Annotated in this window: 15 protein-coding genes, 1 tRNA gene and 2 pseudogenes; 16 read left to right on the forward strand and 2 right to left on the reverse strand. The window is 36.9% G+C overall.

What is annotated here, in order from left to right:
* Positions 1–133 precede the first annotated feature (133 nt).
* From ACJJVW_RS01415 to ACJJVW_RS01460, 10 genes are all read left to right on the forward strand, one after another.
* The gene (locus tag ACJJVW_RS01415; protein ID WP_405250505.1) at positions 134–1,093 is read left to right on the forward strand and encodes an alpha/beta hydrolase; all 960 of its coding nucleotides are present in this window, start codon (positions 134–136) and stop codon (positions 1,091–1,093) included.
* Positions 1,094–1,170: 77 nt separating this feature from the next.
* A complete protein-coding gene (locus tag ACJJVW_RS01420) occupies positions 1,171–3,075 on the forward strand; it encodes a peptidase M61 (RefSeq protein ID WP_405250506.1) in 1,905 nt (634 codons plus the stop codon).
* Positions 3,076–3,131: 56 nt separating this feature from the next.
* Entirely contained in the window at positions 3,132–5,324 is a 2,193-nt protein-coding gene (locus ACJJVW_RS01425; protein WP_405250507.1) for a DUF5916 domain-containing protein, read from the forward strand.
* Between the two features lie 109 nt (positions 5,325–5,433).
* On the forward strand, positions 5,434–6,684 hold the full coding sequence (locus ACJJVW_RS01430) for a DUF819 domain-containing protein (protein WP_013751749.1): 1,251 nt from the start codon (positions 5,434–5,436) through the stop codon (positions 6,682–6,684).
* A 50-nt stretch (positions 6,685–6,734) separates the two neighbouring features.
* On the forward strand, positions 6,735–7,433 hold the full coding sequence (locus ACJJVW_RS01435) for a DUF4369 domain-containing protein (RefSeq protein ID WP_405250508.1): 699 nt from the start codon (positions 6,735–6,737) through the stop codon (positions 7,431–7,433).
* A gap of 105 nt (positions 7,434–7,538) precedes the next feature.
* Positions 7,539–7,805, forward strand: a complete 267-nt coding sequence (locus ACJJVW_RS01440; protein ID WP_035336443.1) for a hypothetical protein — start codon at positions 7,539–7,541, stop codon at positions 7,803–7,805.
* A 59-nt stretch (positions 7,806–7,864) separates the two neighbouring features.
* Positions 7,865–7,938, forward strand: a tRNA-Thr gene (locus ACJJVW_RS01445).
* A gap of 368 nt (positions 7,939–8,306) precedes the next feature.
* Positions 8,307–8,951 carry a hypothetical protein gene (locus ACJJVW_RS01450; RefSeq protein ID WP_405250509.1) on the forward strand — a complete coding sequence of 215 codons (645 nt, stop codon included), beginning with the start codon at positions 8,307–8,309 and terminating at the stop codon, positions 8,949–8,951.
* A 370-nt stretch (positions 8,952–9,321) separates the two neighbouring features.
* Entirely contained in the window at positions 9,322–10,155 is an 834-nt protein-coding gene (locus ACJJVW_RS01455) for a CBS domain-containing protein (protein WP_405250510.1), read from the forward strand.
* Between the two features lie 909 nt (positions 10,156–11,064).
* On the forward strand, positions 11,065–11,595 hold the full coding sequence (locus ACJJVW_RS01460) for a DUF1877 family protein (protein WP_405250512.1): 531 nt from the start codon (positions 11,065–11,067) through the stop codon (positions 11,593–11,595).
* A gap of 101 nt (positions 11,596–11,696) precedes the next feature.
* Here ACJJVW_RS01460 and ACJJVW_RS01465 read toward each other — a convergent pair.
* A pseudogene (locus ACJJVW_RS01465) lies at positions 11,697–11,831 on the reverse strand (group II intron reverse transcriptase/maturase); the annotation flags it as partial.
* Positions 11,832–12,666: 835 nt separating this feature from the next.
* On the opposite strand from ACJJVW_RS01465, the gene ACJJVW_RS01470 reads away from it, so the two are divergent.
* From ACJJVW_RS01470 to ACJJVW_RS01495, 6 genes are all read left to right on the forward strand, one after another.
* Positions 12,667–13,509 (forward strand): hypothetical protein, encoded by an 843-nt coding sequence (locus tag ACJJVW_RS01470; RefSeq protein ID WP_405250513.1) that lies wholly within the window; start codon positions 12,667–12,669, stop codon positions 13,507–13,509.
* A gap of 897 nt (positions 13,510–14,406) precedes the next feature.
* On the forward strand, positions 14,407–14,853 hold the full coding sequence (locus ACJJVW_RS01475) for a hypothetical protein (RefSeq protein WP_405250514.1): 447 nt from the start codon (positions 14,407–14,409) through the stop codon (positions 14,851–14,853).
* A gap of 971 nt (positions 14,854–15,824) precedes the next feature.
* Positions 15,825–16,064 (forward strand): type II toxin-antitoxin system ParD family antitoxin, encoded by a 240-nt coding sequence (locus tag ACJJVW_RS01480; RefSeq protein WP_405250515.1) that lies wholly within the window; start codon positions 15,825–15,827, stop codon positions 16,062–16,064.
* On the forward strand, positions 16,057–16,344 hold the full coding sequence (locus ACJJVW_RS01485; protein ID WP_405220877.1) for a type II toxin-antitoxin system RelE/ParE family toxin: 288 nt from the start codon (positions 16,057–16,059) through the stop codon (positions 16,342–16,344). The genes ACJJVW_RS01480 and ACJJVW_RS01485 overlap by 8 nt, the downstream gene beginning before the upstream one ends.
* Before the next feature lie 549 nt (positions 16,345–16,893).
* Positions 16,894–17,826: a hypothetical protein gene (locus ACJJVW_RS01490; protein WP_379953313.1), complete on the forward strand. Its 933-nt coding sequence runs from the start codon at positions 16,894–16,896 to the stop codon at positions 17,824–17,826.
* Positions 17,827–18,245: 419 nt separating this feature from the next.
* Positions 18,246–19,928: a hypothetical protein gene (locus ACJJVW_RS01495; protein ID WP_405250516.1), complete on the forward strand. Its 1,683-nt coding sequence runs from the start codon at positions 18,246–18,248 to the stop codon at positions 19,926–19,928.
* A gap of 85 nt (positions 19,929–20,013) precedes the next feature.
* Here ACJJVW_RS01495 and ACJJVW_RS01500 read toward each other — a convergent pair.
* Positions 20,014–20,151 (reverse strand): annotated as a pseudogene (locus tag ACJJVW_RS01500) (group II intron reverse transcriptase/maturase); the annotation flags it as partial.
* Positions 20,152–20,287: the final 136 nt, after the last annotated feature.

A 20,287-nucleotide genomic window follows, 5' to 3' on the forward strand; every position in this document is an offset into this window, starting at 1 on the left:
TGTACAATGAAACTTCTATGTTGCGTGTTATAAAACTATTAAGAATAGGTACGCTTTCGCGAAACTCGTCCCGCATTCACTTCGGGAAGCGTGAAACTACACTATCTTTATCATAGCAATAATAAACATCCTTATGATTACATATACTTTTTTCACTAAAACCAAATTATTCTTTACCCTCTTATTCATTGGGTTTTTACAACAAGTACTTATCGCGCAAGAATATGGCGGCAGCAGTGATGTGCGTATAAGTGATATGGTGTATGGCACTTTACTTACTCCTGAAGTTGCTACATCAAAAATTGCGATTATCATTCCTGGATCAGGACCTACAGATCGCAATGGTAACCAGCAAATGATGCGTAACAATAGCCTTAAACTTCTTGCTGAGTCGCTAGCAAAGGAAGGTATTGCAAGCATACGATATGACAAACGCGTACTCACCCTTCTCAAGAAAAACGCACTACAAGAAGAACGTCTAGATTTTAATATGTTTATAGAAGATGCGGTAGCTGCCATAAACTATGTAAAACAACAAGGACGTTTTAAAGAACTATATGTAATAGGTCATGAACAAGGGTCGCTCATAGGAATGGTAGCCGCCCAGCGTGCAGATGTACAAGGTTTTATCTCGCTCTCTGGATCTGGGCAATCGATAGATCAATCTATCATCCATCAGATAGGCTTACAAATGCCAGATCTCAAGGGCAAAGCTATTAGCGCATTTGCCACACTCAAAAAAGATGGACGTGTGACAGATTACTCTCCTGCACTTACCTCTATCTTCCGTCCATCTGTGCAGCCGTTTATGGCAAGCTGGATGCAGTACGATCCTAAAGTAGAGATAGGTAAACTTACGGTGCCAACTCTTATTATTAATGGTACAAACGACATACAGACCTCCAAGCAGGAAGCCGTTTTATTACAAGAAGGTAATAGTGAGGCAACTCTCGTCATCATAGAGGGTATGAATCATGTGCTTAGAATAATAGATGGTGATGATCTAGAAAACACAAAGTCTTATAATAATACGAAGCTTCCCCTAGCTGAAGAGTTAATAAGTACCGTTGCTGGGTTTATCACAAAGCACTAGTACCTATCAAAATTTCTAGATAAGATAGAATTACTACATTTGACTTCTAACAGTCACTCATGTTTACAATCTTCAAGATGAAAAAGATCTATTATATTATTGCTTGCTCGTTACTTATAGTGAGTTGTGATATTCTCAATAAACCCCTTGCGAGTTCTCACCAATTAGCTCCAAAAAATAAACTTACCCGTAGTGCCATAGATCTTGTAAGCTTGAGCAATGATCGTATTAAAGTACGCGTGCAACCTGCGCCTATATATAAGGACGTTGCAACTTTTTACATTCCTGAGACGGTGCCCGGCACTTACTCTGATGATGATTATGGAAAATTTATAGACAGTGTTGCTGCCTATGGAACTTTTGGAAAGAAGCTTAAGGTCACCAAAACCTCAGATAATACATGGGATATTAAAAATGCACGTAATCTTGATTACATCGATTACTATGTAAATGACACTTATGATGTAGAGGCAGAACACACAATTTTTTCTCCTGCGGGGACAAATTTTAAAGAAAACGAGCAGTTTATGCTCAATTTACATGGAATTCTTGGGTATTTTAAAGACCAAGAGGAAATGCCATATTATGTAGATATCAATAGACCAGAAACTATGGAAGCTACTACTAGCCTTCCACGCTTTGCAGACTCACTGTATGTAGCGCAAGATTTTGGAAATACAGGGATTACAGATACCTACAAAGGCGATAGATATTTTGACATTGTAGATAATCCTATCATGTATAACGTACCTAGTAAAGAGGTATTTACTATAGATGACATTACTATCGAGCTTAGTGTGTACAGTCCTTCTGGAACGGTAAAGGCGTCAAGCCTTAAGCCTAATATAGAGCGTATGATAAAAGCACAAAAGAACTATTTAGGTGATTTTAATGCTACAGACCGTTATACAATCTTACTATACCTTACCACAGGCGAAGCAGATGATGCACAAGATCTAGGAGCGCTAGAACATCACACCTCTACGGTGGTGGTACTTCCAGAGTCTATGCCTCAAGAAAATCTTGATGATGCCATGGTAAATGTGGTATCACATGAGTTTTTTCATATTGTGACTCCGCTTAATTTACATGCTACGCAGATTCATAAATTTAAGTATAATGATCCTGAGATGAGCATGCACTTATGGATGTATGAAGGGATTACGGAGTACTTTGCTCAGCACTTTCAAGTGCAGCAAGGACTCGTTACTCCAGAAGATTTTTACAACACGCTCGTTCAAAAAATAAGTAATGCAAAAGGGTATGATGATGTTATGTCATTTACTAAGATGAGCGCAAACATTCTTGAAGAGCCATATGCATCAAATTATGGTAACGTATATGAAAAAGGAGCTCTTATCGGGATGTGCCTTGATATACTTATGCGTAAAAACAGCAATGGCGAGCGTGGTGTTCTCGACCTTATGAAGGAACTTACGTATCAATATGGGCCTAACAGACCTTTTGAAGACAGTAACCTGATCCCGCAAATCACCCAACTCACCTACCCTGAAGTGGGCGAATTCTTTACAAACCACGTCATAGGCACACAACCTATACAGTACAAAGACTTTTTTGACCTAGTAGGACTTGATTATAGCACTACGCTAGTAGACACAGGCTTCTTATTAGGAAAAGAACGTCCTTATATTAATGGAAACAAAGAAGAAAACACCATTTATGTACTCCCAGGAAACCTCAATACATTTCTCACTGCGCTGGGCGTACAAGGAAATGATGTGATTACGGCAGTAAATGGAACTGCTTATGATCTCTCTAACGTATACGATTTAATAACAGTCTCAAATAGCTGGAAAGCTGGCGATGCAATTACTATGACTGTACAAAGAGATGGTGAAGAAGTGGCACTTACTGGAACGGTAATCACACCACAAACTCCGCAGGCTACACTGGTAGAATTACAAACGTATAATGATGACTTACAGCGAGTTTTACGTGAGAAGTGGCTAAAAGGTTCTTAAGTTTTATCGCATACAAGACATTTTTTTGATACATTCGGGGGAACTAACCATTCCTGATGTATAAATTGCTACTCTGTGTACTCCTTGCTGGAGTAAGTACAGCGCACTACGCTCAAACCAAAGAAGTAGGTGTATCCTTTATAGAAACACCTATTACGATAGATGGTGTACTTGATGAAAAAGCTTGGGACAAAGCAGTCCCAGCAACAAACTTCTGGCAATATTTCCCTACAGATACCATACAGGCACCTTACCAGTCTGAGATACGCTTTTTATATAATGACAAAACCTTATATGTAGGCATCAAAGTCTCTGCGCAGGGCGACGATTATATAGTCCCATCTTTGCGACGTGACTTTAGAGCAGGCGGAAGTGATAATATCACCTTAATGTTTGACACCTTTAATGATGGTAATAACGCGTTTCTTTTTGGTTCCAATCCTGCTGGCGTGCGCAGGGAAGCGCTAGTCTCTGGCGGCGGAAAAGATTTGAGAGGTTTTACCACTAGCTGGGATACCAAGTGGGTGGGAGAAACCACGGTACATGACGGCTACTACGTATGTGAGTGGGCAATCCCCATGAGCGCCTTTAAATATAGAGAAGGCGAAACCCGATGGCGTTTTAATAGTTATCAGTTTGACACCCAAGATAACTCGCGAAACACGTGGATACAAATACCGCAGAATCAGAATATTTTTAATCTGGCTTACATGGGCGATATGGTTTTTGAGAAACCGCTAGGTAGCTCAAGAAGTCCCATCTCTATAATTCCTTATGTAAATGCCATTGCTGGACAAGACAGAGAACTAGACGATAACTTTACCGAGATCAAGGTGGGCGGTGATGCTCGTTTTACGATAGGCAACAGCCTTAATCTTGATGTTACTATCAATCCAGACTTCTCCCAAGTAGAGGTAGATAATGCTATTACAAACCTCTCACGTTTTGAGGTGGGATTGCCAGAGCGCAGGCAGTTTTTTATAGAAAACAGTGACCTCTTTGCAGATTTTGGTGATCCGCGGGCGGCAAATCCTTTTTTCTCGAGACGTATAGGCATAGCCGAAGATCTTGATGGAAACACGGTACAGAACAATATTGTAGCAGGTGCACGCTTGAGCGGTAAACTCACAAACAAGCTACGCGTGGGTATACTCAACATGCAAACAGAAAATGATGAACCTATTGAGATTGCGTCAACAAACAACACAGTGGTTGCCTTACAGCACAGCGTTTTTAGCAGGTCAAACATAAGTGCGATTTTTGTAAACAAGCAGAACACCAGTGATGCTGCCTTTGTGCAACCTGATGAAGAATACAACAGACTTATAGGTCTTGATTATAACCTAGCCAATAAAGACAATAGCTGGAATGGTAAATTTTACCTCCACAAATCCTTTACTCCCGGGATTGATAGCAAGGACTACTCTGGCGGGGCGCGCATGGAGTACAATAAAAACAACTGGCGCGCGACCAGCGCTACGCTATTTATAAATGAAGACTTCAACTCTGAGCTTGGTTTTATACCTCGTAAGGATATCTTCAGGAACTTCAGTAAGGTAGAAAGGCTCTTTTTCCCGAAAGGGGGAACAATCAATAGGCACACATTTTCTTTAAACTCCTTCTTTGTATGGCGGCCAGAAGTAGATTTTACACTAGGCGATCGCACGCTCTCACCACAGTGGGAAGCCCAGTTTAAAAATACCAGCAGCCTGAGTGCAAAACCTAGAACGCGCTACACAAAACTCTTTGACAGCTTTGACCCATCACGATCTGACGGACTAGAATTACCAGAAGGAAGCGAGTACCGTTACACCAATCTGGAAGTCGAGTACAAGTCTGACCAGCGCAAGAAGTTTTACTACACCGCAAATACTACCTACGGCGAGTTTTTTAACGGTGAGATACTCACCTTGCGAGCAGAAGCTACCTTGCGCCTGCAACCTAAACTTGTGCTAGGTATAAACGCCCGCTATGATAACATAGACCTGCCTGCTCCTTATGCAGATAATCGCATCTGGCTTGTAAGCCCACGGGTGGATGTTACCTTTAGTAAAAACCTGTTCTGGAATACGCTAGTACAATACAGCACCTTGCAAGATAACTTTGGGATTAACTCACGCTTGCAATGGCGATTTGCCCCACTTTCAGACTTATTTTTGGTGTATAATGACAACTATTTTACAGATACCACCTTTGCTCCTCGCTTCCGGAGTATTAATTTAAAACTTACATACTGGTTATATTTATAGGGATTTTGGTATTTTCGGATTCCTTTGGCGGTAAGCCTTAGTTTATTTTTTATGCTTCTTGCAGTGAAAGTGATCCCATTTTCGCGAAAGCGTAATTACCCACATTATTATGGAAAACACACCTTATTTTACAAATGACGCCATCGTTTTTGGCCTCATTGCGCTTGCACTTGCATTTATATTTTATACCTCGAGTAAGAAGACAGGCTTCTGGGGGAAATTTTATGGCATTGTACCTGCCCTACTGCTATGCTATCTCATCCCTGCTATTTTTAATAGTCTGGGGCTGATAGATGCAGAGAGTAGCCAACTGTATTATGTGGCGAGTCGCTACTTGCTACCCGCATCGCTGGTGCTTATGACGCTTAGTATAGACCTTAAGGCAATTGTAAACCTAGGCCCTAAGGCGCTTATCATGTTTTTTACAGGAACCATAGGGATTGTGATAGGTGGCCCGCTAGCGATACTTCTCATCTCTTCCGTATCACCAGAAACGGTGGGTGGTGCTGGACCAGATGCGATATGGCGTGGCCTCTCTACACTGGCAGGAAGCTGGATAGGCGGTGGTGCAAATCAAGCTGCGATGCTTGAGATATATAAATACAATCCAGAAAAATACGGTGGTATGGTGCTGGTAGATATTGTGGTGGCAAATGTGTGGATGGCCATAATTTTACTAGGTATAGGTAAAAGCAACCGCATAGATAAATGGCTTAATGCAGATAATAGTGCGATAGAGGTGCTCAAGGAACGCGTCTCCACCTTTGCCGAAGGGGTTAAGAGAAACCCGACGCTTTCTGATCTTATGGTTATGCTGGGTCTTGCCTTTGGCGCAGTGGGTATTGCACACTGGGGAGCCGGTGGTATGAGCGCTTTATTTTCTGATATCCCAAAGGACTCTGCGCTTGCATCCTTTGGCTCTACTTTTTTCTGGATGGTCACGATTGCAACTGCGATAGGGATTTTACTCTCCTTTACCAAAGCCAAAAATTATGAGGGTGCTGGAGCTAGTAAAATAGGCAGTGTGTTTATTTACATACTAGTTGCGAGTATAGGTATGAAAATGGATCTCACCACTATTTTTGAAAACCCAGGGCTTATTGCCATAGGTTTTGTGTGGATGGGTATACATGCGGGACTCCTCATACTGGTGGCAAAACTTATAAGAGCTCCCTTCTTCTTTCTTGCCGTGGGAAGCCAGGCAAACGTGGGCGGGGCAGCCTCTGCTCCTATTGTCGCGGCAGAGTTTCACCCATCGCTAGCTAGTGTGGGTGTGTTGCTAGCAGTTTTTGGGTATGTGGTGGGAACATATGGCGCAATACTCTGTACAATTTTAATGGAAATGGCAGCTGCGGGCTAGTATTATATGTAAAATAGTAGCATATTTGCCGTCTATAATTAAAACCAATTATGAATAAAATAGTATACATTCTCTTATTAAGCATCTTGATGGTTTCATGTTCAAAAACAGGAAATCTTACAGTCACTGGAACGGTAAAAGGTCTTAAAAAAGGAACTTTATATGTACAGCGCGTGCAAGACACCATGCTTGTAAATCTAGACTCTCTTGTAGTAGACGGTGACCCAGAATTTGAGTTTATACTTGACATAAAAGAACCAGAGGTGTATTACTTACACCTTGATAAGGCAGATGAGTCTGGTTATGATGACCGTATTCCTTTCTTTGCAGAGGCTGGTATTATTAATATCACTACCTCTCTTAAAAACTTTGAAGGATTTGCAGCCGTAACAGGGTCTGAGAACCAGATGCACTGGACACAGTTTAAGAATATGAACAAGCAGTTTAATGATAAGAATCTTGATCTTATAAAAGGTTCTTTTAACGCTAGACAGCGAGATGATCAAGAAGAGATTCTTGCTTATGATGATTCTTTACAGCAATTACTTAAAAGAAAGTATCTATACACGGGTAACTTTGCAACAACAAATAAGGATCTTGAGATTGCTCCTTACCTTGTAATGACCCAGATACCAGATGCTACCACTCCTTACCTAGACACTTTATACAAGACTTTCCCTAGAAAAACTAGAAATTCTAAATACGGGAAGCAGCTCAAGAAGCTTATAGAGGAGCGCAAGAAACAGTAAGCACCTTTAAGATCGTACTACTATTATAAGCATGATGTGATTTTACATAAAAATGTAAGGTTCATGATTATAAATTAACCTACTTTTGCAGTCAAAATTAGAACAATGGCAAATATTAGAGATTTAAAAAAGGATATCAATTTTGTACTAGGTGACATTATTGACGCAGTATACGTTTGGGAAGCTCTTAATCCTAAAGAAGATAGAAAGGAAAGTGAAGCAGTTATAGATGACGCTATCGCAACTTTTGACACTTTAATTGCAAAGGTAAACGACCGCAAAGTAGAGAATAGAAGTAAAAATCTAGTGGCAGTACGTGCAGATCTTGAGAAGGAAGCACAGTCACTTGTAGCTCGTATAAACAAGCTATAATTTTTTTTTAAAAAAAGGGTTGCATATATAATAAATGCTATTATATTTGCACCCGCAATGCCGATGTAGCTCAGCTGGCTAGAGCAGCTGATTTGTAATCAGCAGGTCGTGGGTTCGAGTCCCTCCATCGGCTCAAAAAGGTCTTCTTTTATTAGAAGGCCTTTTTTGTTTTATATAAGTTCTTGATGGTATGTGGTACGCTTTCGCGAAAATGTGAGGTTATAACCTCATATAAGCTGCACTAAACACTTCCCTCCTTCCTCTTCTTATAATCTCCTAGACTGTCGTTTAATTGCTTTTATAACTCATTTAATAAATGGTCATGCTACCGTTTATAAATTAGTGTAGTTATGACCTACTCGATAAAAGCACAGCAGTAAAATTCATTGTATATTTAGTCCACATAAAAAAGACTGCAAACTAAAGCAAATCTGCAATCCCGATAGTTATCTGGGGCTGTATTTGATTTGTGTAATTAGTCTATTACCTTACATTTGAGACATGATATTACCTAAACTCCCTACTGATAATTTATACAAATTTATATCACTATTTGGATTAACGTTAGTGGTACTTTATACATTTTTAAATTACAAAAGCGATTTGGAATTAGATAAAGAAACTGCAGAATTAAGTTATGAAATTGACTTAATAAACTATGAAATTGACAAAGCTAACCGAGAAAGAAAAGATTGGATTAATAATGTAGGAGATTTGTGTGAGACAAAAGCTTGTAATTGTAAGATAGAAGAAAAAAACGACCTAAATATAAAAATCAATTTTGACCAAAAGGAATGTAATTCTCAAGACATTTTCTTAGAAATAACTCGTTTGCAAGAATTCATAGATGTAGATGTTATTAAGCTTAAATCAAAAATGGATATTGTCAATGCAAAACAAAATTTGATTAAAAGAAAAGAAGGTAATTTTAAACAACAAAATAGCGGATTGAATTGGCTATTGATTTTTGGAATTGTTATGTCATTCATCGGATTTATACTTTGGTATCAAAAAGTACAGCGATATCAAGACAGGATTTTAAAAGAACAAGCATCTGAATTCAAATCTGATATAAAATCTGGAGAAATTGATGAGCCAACCAATACAAAAATTATATCTGATAAAAATTTAACCAAAAAAGAATAGAAAAAAAAATACTTACAACAAAGATTTGATAAAAAAAAGCCTACTACAACTACAATTATCACAGCCTTGTAAGCTCATATTAAGGTATAATTCTCATCGTAAGGTCCTCATTATTTTAAAATGGTAAAGGCTTATTTGCCACCGTTAAGATCACTAGTTTTTCTCTTCACTACTACTCATTATGCTTTTGCGAAAGCGTACCTCTAAATAACAACTTCGAAATTGCTACGCCCAGAGACATAACCACAAATACTGTATATTTAGACAATTAATAACCAATAAATACAGGCTATCCAGCAATCCCGATAGCTATCGGGAGCCGCACTCGATTTATGCAGTGGCCTGTTGTGTGTAATACAAAAAAATACAGATGGGATTTCAACTTTGGTATTCAAAACATACAGGAATTAGAAGAAAAGGAACTTCATTTGCTGAATTACAAGATATATTCATAGAAAATATAACCACAAAATATATTTTTGAACCTTTAGCTTGTTGTAAAATAACTGACAATACTTACGAAGTAAAAAGTACGCTTGAACAAAGAGATTTTGATACGCTTGGAGTCGTAGATGAAAATGACCAGAAACTTGGATATGTCGTTCAAGAAAACCTTGGAGAAAATAGTATTGAGAATTACATTGAGAAATTTGAAATCGCTATTGTAATTTCGGAATCCACACCATTATCTGAACTATTTGAAATTTTGCTCGATAAAGAATATGTTTATGTATTGAGTAAGAATTCTGTCAATGGAATTGTAACTCGTGCGGATATAAATAAACCAATAGTAAGGATTTATCTTTTTGGACTAATTTCACTTTTCGAATTACATTTGAACTTTTGGATAACGGAAAACTATGATGAAGAATCTTGGAAAGAAATTTTAAATCCAGGAAGAATCGAATTAGCAGAAAAGATATATAAAGAAAGAAAGGGTAATAACGTTCAATTGACACTACTGGAGTGTGTTCAAATTTGTGATAAAAGAGAGATTTTAAGAGCAACAGATAAATTTAGAGATGACTTTGAATTTTCAAAAAGTGCTTTTAAAAAGCTTCTTGAAAATGTTGAAAAAATCAGAAATGAATTAGCTCATAGTCAAACTTCAATAATTGCTAACTTGGAATGGACAGATTTTGTGAATGTAATTAAATCTATGAAAGAATTTTTAATAAAATCAGAAGAGAAAATTGAGGCATAAAGCACTACACACAATCGAGTAGACGGCTCTGCTAGCAACTAGCAGAGTGCGCCTCTCACACCACCGTACGTACGGGTCTCGTATACGGCGGTTCAATAATTATACAGCTCGTTTATAGTACTCAATTAAACTAACATAACAACTAGCAACCTTGCAGCTTACTAATGGTTCAAGGCGTTACCCCTGCCCATAAGGGACTTGCACCCTCTAGATAAATAAACTACTTTTAATAAGTAGTCTAAAGATGCCCATACTGGGCACACACAATGTATATAAAACATAGCTATTACAAGCTTTCTTATAGGTTTTTGCTTCTTTATTAAATCCGCCAAATTTTTATTTTTTGTATATTTAAAAATTAAAAGATAAATAGAAAAAATAAAAAATTGGCTCGTTTATAATCCGAAATTACAGAGCTTTTTAACACGCTACGTTTCATATACGGAGACGTGGACGGCTGATTGCCAAAGGACATGTTTTTCATCTCAAGATAATCCACATCCAAGGCAGTAGCATACTTGCAAATTCCCGCCGTCGTATGGCTCCGCTTCAAAATCAGAACACCTCAAAAGTCGTTGAAATATCTAAGAGTTGGGTATAGATCGAGTTAGAGTAAATCCGCTAGGATTTTAAAGCTCCCACCCTACCAATCAGCCGTCCACAGGCCACTGCTCAAAAATGTCTTTATTTGTACATCATAATTATAGAAAGCTCAAACGTTGTTGCAACCAGCCACAACTACAGCATAAAGCGAATGAGACATTTTTGAAAGCTCCACGCGCGGCGCACAACTCCAAAATTCATTGTATATTTAGATCAAACAAACAAGACCGCAAATTAAAGCAAATCAGCAAAATGCCACACTCGCTTTATGCAGTGGCCTGTTGTGCGTCATTAGAAAAAATATAAATGGGACAAAGCTCTACACTTTATGAAATAAATAAATCTGACTTTAGCAGAATAGAAAATGATACTTCTTTATTTAAACCAGATATATCTATATCATATGAAATCTTTGAGCAAAATTTTTCTGGAATTGAGTTTATCCTGAAAAAAACTGTTGATAAAAATATAACGGAAAAAATTGATGAAATTTTTAATCCAAAACAGTGTTTAGGTGAGCCTGTAGATTATGAAAACATTGATTTTACCCAGATTGATTTTTCAGAGATTGAGGATAACTCTATTAATTATTTGAATCCTGAATTGATAAAAGAAATAAATACAGTATTAAACTCTATCTCAACTAATGAGTTTATTGATAAGTATAACTCCAGCGAATTAAATAAAAACGGAATTTACCCTGAGGTTTGGCACGATGACGAATCTGATGACCAAGCATTTAACCAAAGACATATCGCTGAGGGAATTGAACAACTCAAATCAATACTAAATCGCACTGAAAAAAATGAAAATTATATTTTCATGTTTAGCGGATAAAAAAACGAACGCACAATCGAGTAGACGGCTCTGCTAGCAACTAGCAGAGTGCGCCTCTCACACCACCGTACGTACGGGTCTCGTATACGGCGGTTCAATAATTATACAGCTCGTTTATAGTACTCAATTAAACTAACATAACCTCTCATTTTTAACCGTTTAATAGTAATTGTAGTGCCTAGTATAGGGCTTTGAGCGACTGCCCATCCTCCCATTCTTGTGCGACTCCAAGCATAGGNAACTAGCAACCTTGCAGCTTACTAATGGTTCAAGGCGTTACCCCTGCCCATAAGGGACTTGCACCCTCTAGATAAATAAACTACTTTTAATAAGTAGTCTAAAGATGCCCATACTGGGCACACACACTATATATAGCAAATTGTGCGATTAGTGTTTAACCGAAAGGTTGTTGTCTATTTGCAAAGTCGCCAAATCTTTTGATTTGGTATTAAAAGAGAAAAATTAAAACAAAATAAAAAGATTTGGCTTGTGGCTAAACCGAGAATAATCGCTTATTTTCTGCCCAACTTGCCGTATATTTAACGTGGCGGCTGATTGCCAAAGGACATGTTTTTCATCTCAAGATAAGCCACATCCAAGGCAGTAGCATACTTGCAAATTCCCGCCGTCGTATGGCTCCACTTCAAAATCAGAATACATCTAAAGTCGTTGAAATATCGAAGAGTTGGGTATAGATCAAGTTAGAGTAAATCCGCTAGGATTTTAAAGCTCTTGGTGTCTTTCTATTGATTATCGGTTATGAGGCGGCTAAGCGGTTCTTTGATGCCTTCCTCTCGCTATGCTCGTCGGAGGCAGGGCTCAAAAATGTCTTTATTTGTACATCATAATTATAGAAAGCTCAAACGTTGTTGCAACCAGCCACAACTACAGCATAAAGCGAATGAGACATTTTTGAAAGCTCTATGCGCGGCGACAGAACCACAAATAACTGTATATTTAGACAATCAATTAATAAACAAATAAATACAGGCTATCCAGCAATCCCGATAGCTATCGGGAGCCGCACTCGCTTTATGCAGTGGCCTGTTCTACGCAATTTAAATCAACATAATGGAAACATTCGGAAACAGAATTAATGAATTAATACAAAATAACACAAGACTTCTTTTTCTTCAAGGAGAAATGGCTCAATTAACATATTTATCGTTCGAACAAAATATAAAGTGGGTTAATGATTTAGAAGATGGTGCTACAATTCCAATTTCTTATCCTTTAGGCTTTCGAGCAGACAATACTGCTATTATGAGTGACCCTCGGAATTATACAAAAGAAGAGTTAACGGAAAAATATGCTCATTTAGGGTTGAATAAATTACCGATTGATGCCATTTTTCAACTCGTAACGATTATGGAAACATTAATGAATGATGTTTTAAGAATGATATTGTTAGAATACCCAAACAAAATACCTTCGAAGAAAAAAATTGATATTGATTGTGTTTTATCATCAACTTCCATCGAACAAATTAAAATTGTGATTGTTGACGGAATTTTAAATGAAATCGCATATAAGTCACCTAAAGATTACGCTACTGAATTTGATAAATATACAGGTGTTAATTTACTCGAAAACCCTGTTTTTCATAAATATATTGAGTTAAAAGCGACAAGAGATATTCATATTCACAATGCTGGAATTGCTAATGATATTTATTTAATAAAATCAGGAGTAGTTGCGAGAGTGAAAAGTGGTGAATATTTACCTGTAGACATTCAGTATTTTTTAAAATCTTACGAACAATGCCTTCAACTAAACGAAATTTTAGAAAAGGAATTGGATAAAATATGGCCAAGTGAAGTTTTTAGGGAACGTAAAGCAAAGAATGAAACTCTAAATAAAGAGGAAGTAGTTGAAAAAGCTATTGAAGAATCGAAATCAAGTGAGGAAGAATAAAAAACTGCGTAGAATCGAGTAGACGGCTCTGCTAGCAACTAGCAGAGTGCGCCTCTCACACCACCGTACGTACGGGTCTCGTATACGGCGGTTCAATAATTATACAGCTCGTTTATAGTACTCAATTAAACTAACATAACAACTAGCAACCTTGCAGCTTACTAATGGTTCAAGGCGTTACCCCTGCCCATAAGGGACTTGCACCCTCTAGATAAATAAACTACTTTTAATAAGTAGTCTAAAGATGCCCATACTGGGCACACACAGTGTATAAAAAACATAGGGCGTTTGCGCTAAATCGAAAGTTCTGTAAATATTAACAAAGTCCGCTAAATATAAAATTTGGCATTAATAGTTGAGAAGATAAAAGCAAAATATTTATATTTAGCTAAGTAATAAACCGAAACGTAAGTGCTTATCACCTGCCCTACGATTTCTTATACTGAACGTTGGCGGCTGATTGCCCAAGGGCTCGCAGTTCACGACAAAATAAGCTTCACAAAAGACAGTTGCATACTTGGTTATTACCGCAATCGTATGGCTACGCTTCAAAATCGGTTTAAGAGCGATTGTAAGGGCTATAATCAAGAACCTAGCACAGATAGATCATAGAGCAAATCTGCTAAGATTTTAAAGCTCCCACCCTACTCAATCAGCCGCCACAGGCCACTACTCAAAAATGCCTAAGGCATACATCTTAAGTATAGAAAGCTCACACGTAGTTGCAACCAGCCACAACTATTACATAACGCGAATACAACATTTTTGAAAGCTCTATGCGCGGCGCACAAATCCAAAATTCATTGTATATTTAGATCAAACAAACAAGACCGCAAATTAAAGCAAACCAACAAAAATGCCGCACTCGCTTTATGCAGTGGCCTGTTGGCAACAATTATGAAGCTGAGAAAAAAAACAAAATTAAGAATCTTGATTTCGATTCTATTTATACTAATCCTTAGTCTACTCTATAATAAATATCTATCCAATGAAGCTTATCTGAAAAGAGTTTCTGGGGTAAACCTGCCTTTCTGGACAGTTACAAATGAAACTGAAAGCATGGAGGTTGCCGTAATAGGGAAATTTGAAATTCCTGAAAGGAAGGTTGAAGAATTTATTTCTGAAAACAATTTAAAAAAGCTAACAAATTCTGATGTTGGAATTGGCTTTGAAAATATTTTAAAAGAAAAAAATAGAGTTAAAAATACAAATGGACATTGGTTTGCTATTGAAAATTGTAAATCTGGAAACAACTGGAAAATACTATTGAATTCTCAATCAGGCGATTTATGGATTTTAGTCAGATTTCCGGATTGGTCTGGAGATTCAGCTCCCTGTGATTAGCCTGAAAAATAACTGTTGCCAATTAACGCTAATGGACTATTGAGCAAGTTTATATAAATGGATTTTACTCAAACGCAACTGTTCCGATGGACTTCCAACTCGGGCGAAGAATAACTGTTGCCAACACAACCTATAAACAATACGGGCTTGGGTTTTAAACGCCGAGGTTTGCGTATATTTAGAATGTCGCGAAATCTTTGGGATTTCGCTTTGGACAAGAAAAAAATAAAACAAAACCAAAAGATTTCGCTATGTGCGTGGCGGAAAGCAAACGCTAGTTTGCTCCCGTACTGTTCATAGCTAAACCGTGGCGGCTGATTGCCAAAGGACATGTTTTTCATCTCAAGATAAGCCACATCCCAGGCAGTAGTATACTTGGAAATTCCCGCCATCGTATGGCTCCACTTCAAAATCAGAACACCTCAAAAGTCGTTGAAATATCGAAGGGTTGAGTATGAATCGAATCAGGAGGAAATCCGCTAGGATTTTAAAGCTCTTGGTGACTTCTTATTGATTATCGGTTATGGCATGACTAAGCGGTTCTTTGATGCCTTCCTCTCGCTATGCTCGTCGGAGGCAGGGCTCAAAAATGTCTAAAGAATACATCTAAAGTATAGAACGCTCGAAACGTGGTTGCGCCTATGCATTCCTCTCGCTCGTTCCTCACTCGTCGGATGCAAGAACTACAGCATAAAGCGAATGTTGTGCCTTATTATAAATCTCATCCAGCATCATTCTCTCAGTCGCTAACTCCTTCGTCGATGATGAGAGAGGCAATTTTGAAAGCTCTACGCGCGGCGAAGGAACCACAAATAACTGTATATTTAGACAATCAATTAATAAACAAATAAATACAGGCTATCCAGCAAAATGCCGCACTCGCTTTATGCAGTGGCCTGTTGTGCAACAATATTACAAAAATTTGATTTTGGTTCAATTTTGGTGTAAATTAGCATCAAAACATATTTCTTATGGCTAGACAAAGTATATCTTTCACGCAACCTAATGACGAGTGGTTAAAGAAACAAGTAGACAATCAGGAATACTCAAGTAAAAGCGAGCTTGTGAATGATTTAATTAGACAAGCAAGAAGCCAGCAAGTCCAAATTGATTGGATTAAATCTAAGCTAGATAAAGCAGAAAATAGTGGATTTACAAGTGATACCAAATCCGAAATACTAAAGCAGTCTAAAGCCACTCTTAATGGCTAAATATAGATTAAGCAATTCCGCAAAAGAAGACCTTATAAGAATTCATCATTACGGAGTTAAAAAGTTCGGAATGAGTCAAGCCGACAAATATTTTGATTCATTTTTTAAATATTTTGACATAATTGCTCAAAGACCTTATTCGTTTGAATCGGTAGATTTCATAAAAAACGGATATCGAAGATGTGTTTGTGGGTCGGACAGTATTTACTATCGAATAAATGATGATACTGCTGAAATAATGGCGATTGTTGGAAAACAGGACTTGAAAAATATACTATAAACTATTCGCAAAAAAATACTGTTGCCAACAAAACCTATAGACAATACGGGCTTCGGACTTAAACGAATGGTTTGTGTATTTTTATAAAGTCCGCAAAATCTTTGGGATTTTGCTTTAAACAAGTTTTAAAAAAAAACAAAACAAAAAGATTTCGCTACGTTCTTGAAGGCAGTAGCATACTTGGAAATTCCCGCCATCGTATGGCTCCACTTCAAAATCACAATACCTCAAAAGCCGTTAAAATATCGAAGAGTTGGTTATAAATCGAGTTAGAGCAAATCCGCTAGGATCTTAAAGCTCTTTGTGTCTTTTTATTGATTATTGGTTATGGGATGACTAGGCGGTTCTTTGATGCCTTCCTCTCGCTATGCTCGTCGGAGGCAGTTTAGAAAGCTCTACGCGCGGCGCACAACTCCAAAATTCATTGTATATTTAGATTCAAACAAACAAGACCGCAAATTAAAGCAAACCAATAATCCAGATAGTCATCGGGAGCCACACTCGCTTTATAAAGTGACCTGTTGTAGCTAATTTAAAACAACCAAACGAATGAGTTTAAATTTTATTAAAAGAATAAGTTTTATTTATCTTTTAACACTAAATATAAGTTGTTCATTTCAAGAAAAAATAGAAAATACTGATAAAGTATTAATAGATATTGGAGATTCTTTAACAGCTGGTTCTGGAGGGGATGGAAATAGCATGTCGAAAGTTGCCTCTGATTCATTGGGTTCTGATTGGACAGTAAAAAACATGGGAGTTGGTGGAGAAAACACTTTAACAATTGGAGCAAGACATGGTGGAATCCCTATGTATATAAAGCAATCCATTACAATCCCAAAAGATGGTTCTAAAGTTGAAATCCCTTCAGGTTTATATAGCAGCTATAACAATGAGAAAGTTTTACCCCTATTACAAGGTTCTGCTGGTATAAATCCATGTAGAATTGACACTATTCAATGTAAATTAACAAGAAATCAAGATAAATATTACATAAACAGAATCACTCCTGCTTCTACTGACTATAAAACTAAAAAAAACTCTACTATATTAACATCACTATCTAATGAGAAAGAAGGAGTTCTAACCATATTTATTGGTCAAAATGGAGGCTATGCATCTTCAAGTGAATTATTAGACCAAATAGATTTGTTTGTAAAACATAAAGGGAATGATAATGTTATTATAATAACCTCACATGGAAATTCAACAGCAGAAATAGTCAAATTAGCAAGGGATAAATATCAATCAAAATATATTGACTTAAAAGAGTATATGAATACTTATGCAATTTATGATGCAATTGAATTTGGTTTATTGCCTAGCAATGGAGAATATCCAACTGTGGAGGATTTAGATAGAATGGATAAAAATAAAACTCCTAATACATTATTAAAAGATGGTATACACTTTAATTCAATAGGCTACGAATTACTAGGGAGACTTAGATACAAAAAAGGAAAAGAATTAGGATATTGGTAAAACTAGCTACAGCACCATATATAATTTATTGCTAATTCTAACCTATATAATAAAATTGTCTCATACTCTTTTCTCTGTAATTATTTACTTTATTAGTTGCTATACCACTAAACTAACGACACACCAAACGTGCAGGCTAATTACCAGAGAATATATTTTTATATAAAGATAAACCACATTCGTGATGAAACTCCAGTAACTAACACTTTGCGACTTTTTAATGCTACGCTTTCGCGAAAGCGCACTGTTCTAAGGCAAGTTTGAAAACTCAACAAGCGGCACTCAACTCCAAAATTCATTGTATATTTAGGCAATCAATTAATAAACAAATAAATACAGGCTACCCAGCAATCCCGATAGCTATCAGGAGCCGCACTCGCTTTATGCAGTGGCCTGTTGTAGTCCATTAGAAAATAAAATTGAACGACGAACTAAAAAACAAGTCTGATAGAGCATTAAACTTGCTTAAAGAGTTTGCGAGCAAAGATTATATTTTTAAAAATAGTGTTAGACAAATTCAACAGTCCTATCAATACATTGCGTGGGATAGATGGATTAATCAACATGATTTAGATTCCTTTAAGGATGGTCTCAGCAATTCTATTTTAACTATTATTAGGACAAACGAAAATTTCAGCAACCTTGGTTCATATATGACCTTGCCAAGAATTCCTATTTGTGAATTAGCGCTTTCGGATAATCATGAATTGATTGAGACTTTTTCAAATCAAGATTATGAAGTGAGGCTAAGTCAAAGTAAATCTCAGAAATTTAGTGAAATAGTAAAGTCAGGAGGTGTTCAAATATATCAAGCATTGTTCCTCGCAGCAATGAAAGGAAACATGTCAGAATTAAGCAATCTTCTTAGTATCACAGGTCGTACAAATTCTAAGAAATTATACTTTGAAGATGAACTACCTTTTTTCAAGGGAATATTAGAAAAAAATAAAGATCTAATATTTAGTACAATAAATGACATAAGTTCCTCTCGAAACCACAAAAGGACAAACTCCAATAATGGGATATTTAAAGATATAACATCTTTTCCAGCAATCGGATATGCCAAGATTGCCTGGATAAATAATCATCAAATAGAATTTGAGAATAAATTCATAGACAATGAATTACTTCCAATTTCATCTAATGTCACTTTTAGCAATGATGCTGATTCAATAATTGGAGAGATGACATTAGAGTCAGAATATCAATTTCACTATGGTGCAAAAAGAAAAGTCAAGAGTGATATTTATGATGTTTTTGTTTTCTCCACAAATGATACAAGTGATAAAACATGCGTTGTTGAAGAACTAATTCCGAATGTTCATGATTCACAACCTAACTTTATTGGATTGAAAACGGGTAACAAATACCCAAGTGGATTTCTAATAGGAACAAATAGAAAATTTGACAGCGAAATCTTATTCAATAAAGCAAATGAAATAAGTCGAATCAGATTCTTTAAAAAGAAAAATGCCAAACAGTCGCTTCAAAAATATCTTGATGAAATAGATGAAATCTCAAAAACTCAAAGGGGAGTTAAGATAGAACTGGACGACAAACTTTCTTTGAGGTTTGAACCCTTAGTAGAAATACCCAAAACTACATTATTAAAGAATCTCCCTAAAAAACAACGTGATGCTTTAACAAAATTAGGAAAGTATTGCTTTGATGAGTTAGGATTTAATAAATATGCTGCAAAAATTAAATCAATAAAGAATTATGAGAATCACGAAGAATATGGTTCGACCTTAAATTACTTATCTTCTCAACTGCAAGATGAAGGAATATTACAATTCTTTTCATTAGACTGGAAAACAGAAATATTAGAACTTGATAGTTTGATTGAGCAATCTATAAGACAGAATTTCAACTTAAAAGCTGAACTGGATGTCAGTTCCAAATTCTCTAAGCAATCATCAATATCTGCTGATGGTTGTTTCACTCAATTTAAAAAGGACTTAAAGTTTTACGACATTGAATTGAAGATTTTGGACTCAGGTGGCGATAGCTATATATTCCTTTTACATAAGGCAGAAAACAGGATAAAAGTTTTAAGATTATTAGATGAAAGTAAATTCCAGCAAATAAGTAACGGACTATAATCGAGTAGACGGCTCTGCTAGCAACTAGCAGAGTGCGCCTCTCACACCACCGTACGTACGGGTCTCGTATACGGCGGTTCAATAATTATACAGCTCGTTTATAGTACTCAATTAAACTAACATAACCTCTCATTTTTAACCGTTTAATAGTAATTGTAGTGCCTAGTATAGGGCTTTGAGCGACTGCCCATCCTCCCATTCTTGTGCGACTCCAAGCATAGGCGNACTAGCAACCTTGCAGCTTACTAATGGTTCAAGGCGTTACCCCTGCCCATAAGGGACTTGCACCCTCTAGATAAATAAACTACTTTTAATAAGTAGTCTAAAGATGCCCATACTGGGCACACACAATAGCTATA

The sequence above is a fragment of the Dokdonia sp. Asnod3-C12 genome (assembly GCF_045063975.1).
In the GTDB taxonomy this organism is placed as follows: Bacteria; Bacteroidota; Bacteroidia; order Flavobacteriales; family Flavobacteriaceae; genus Dokdonia.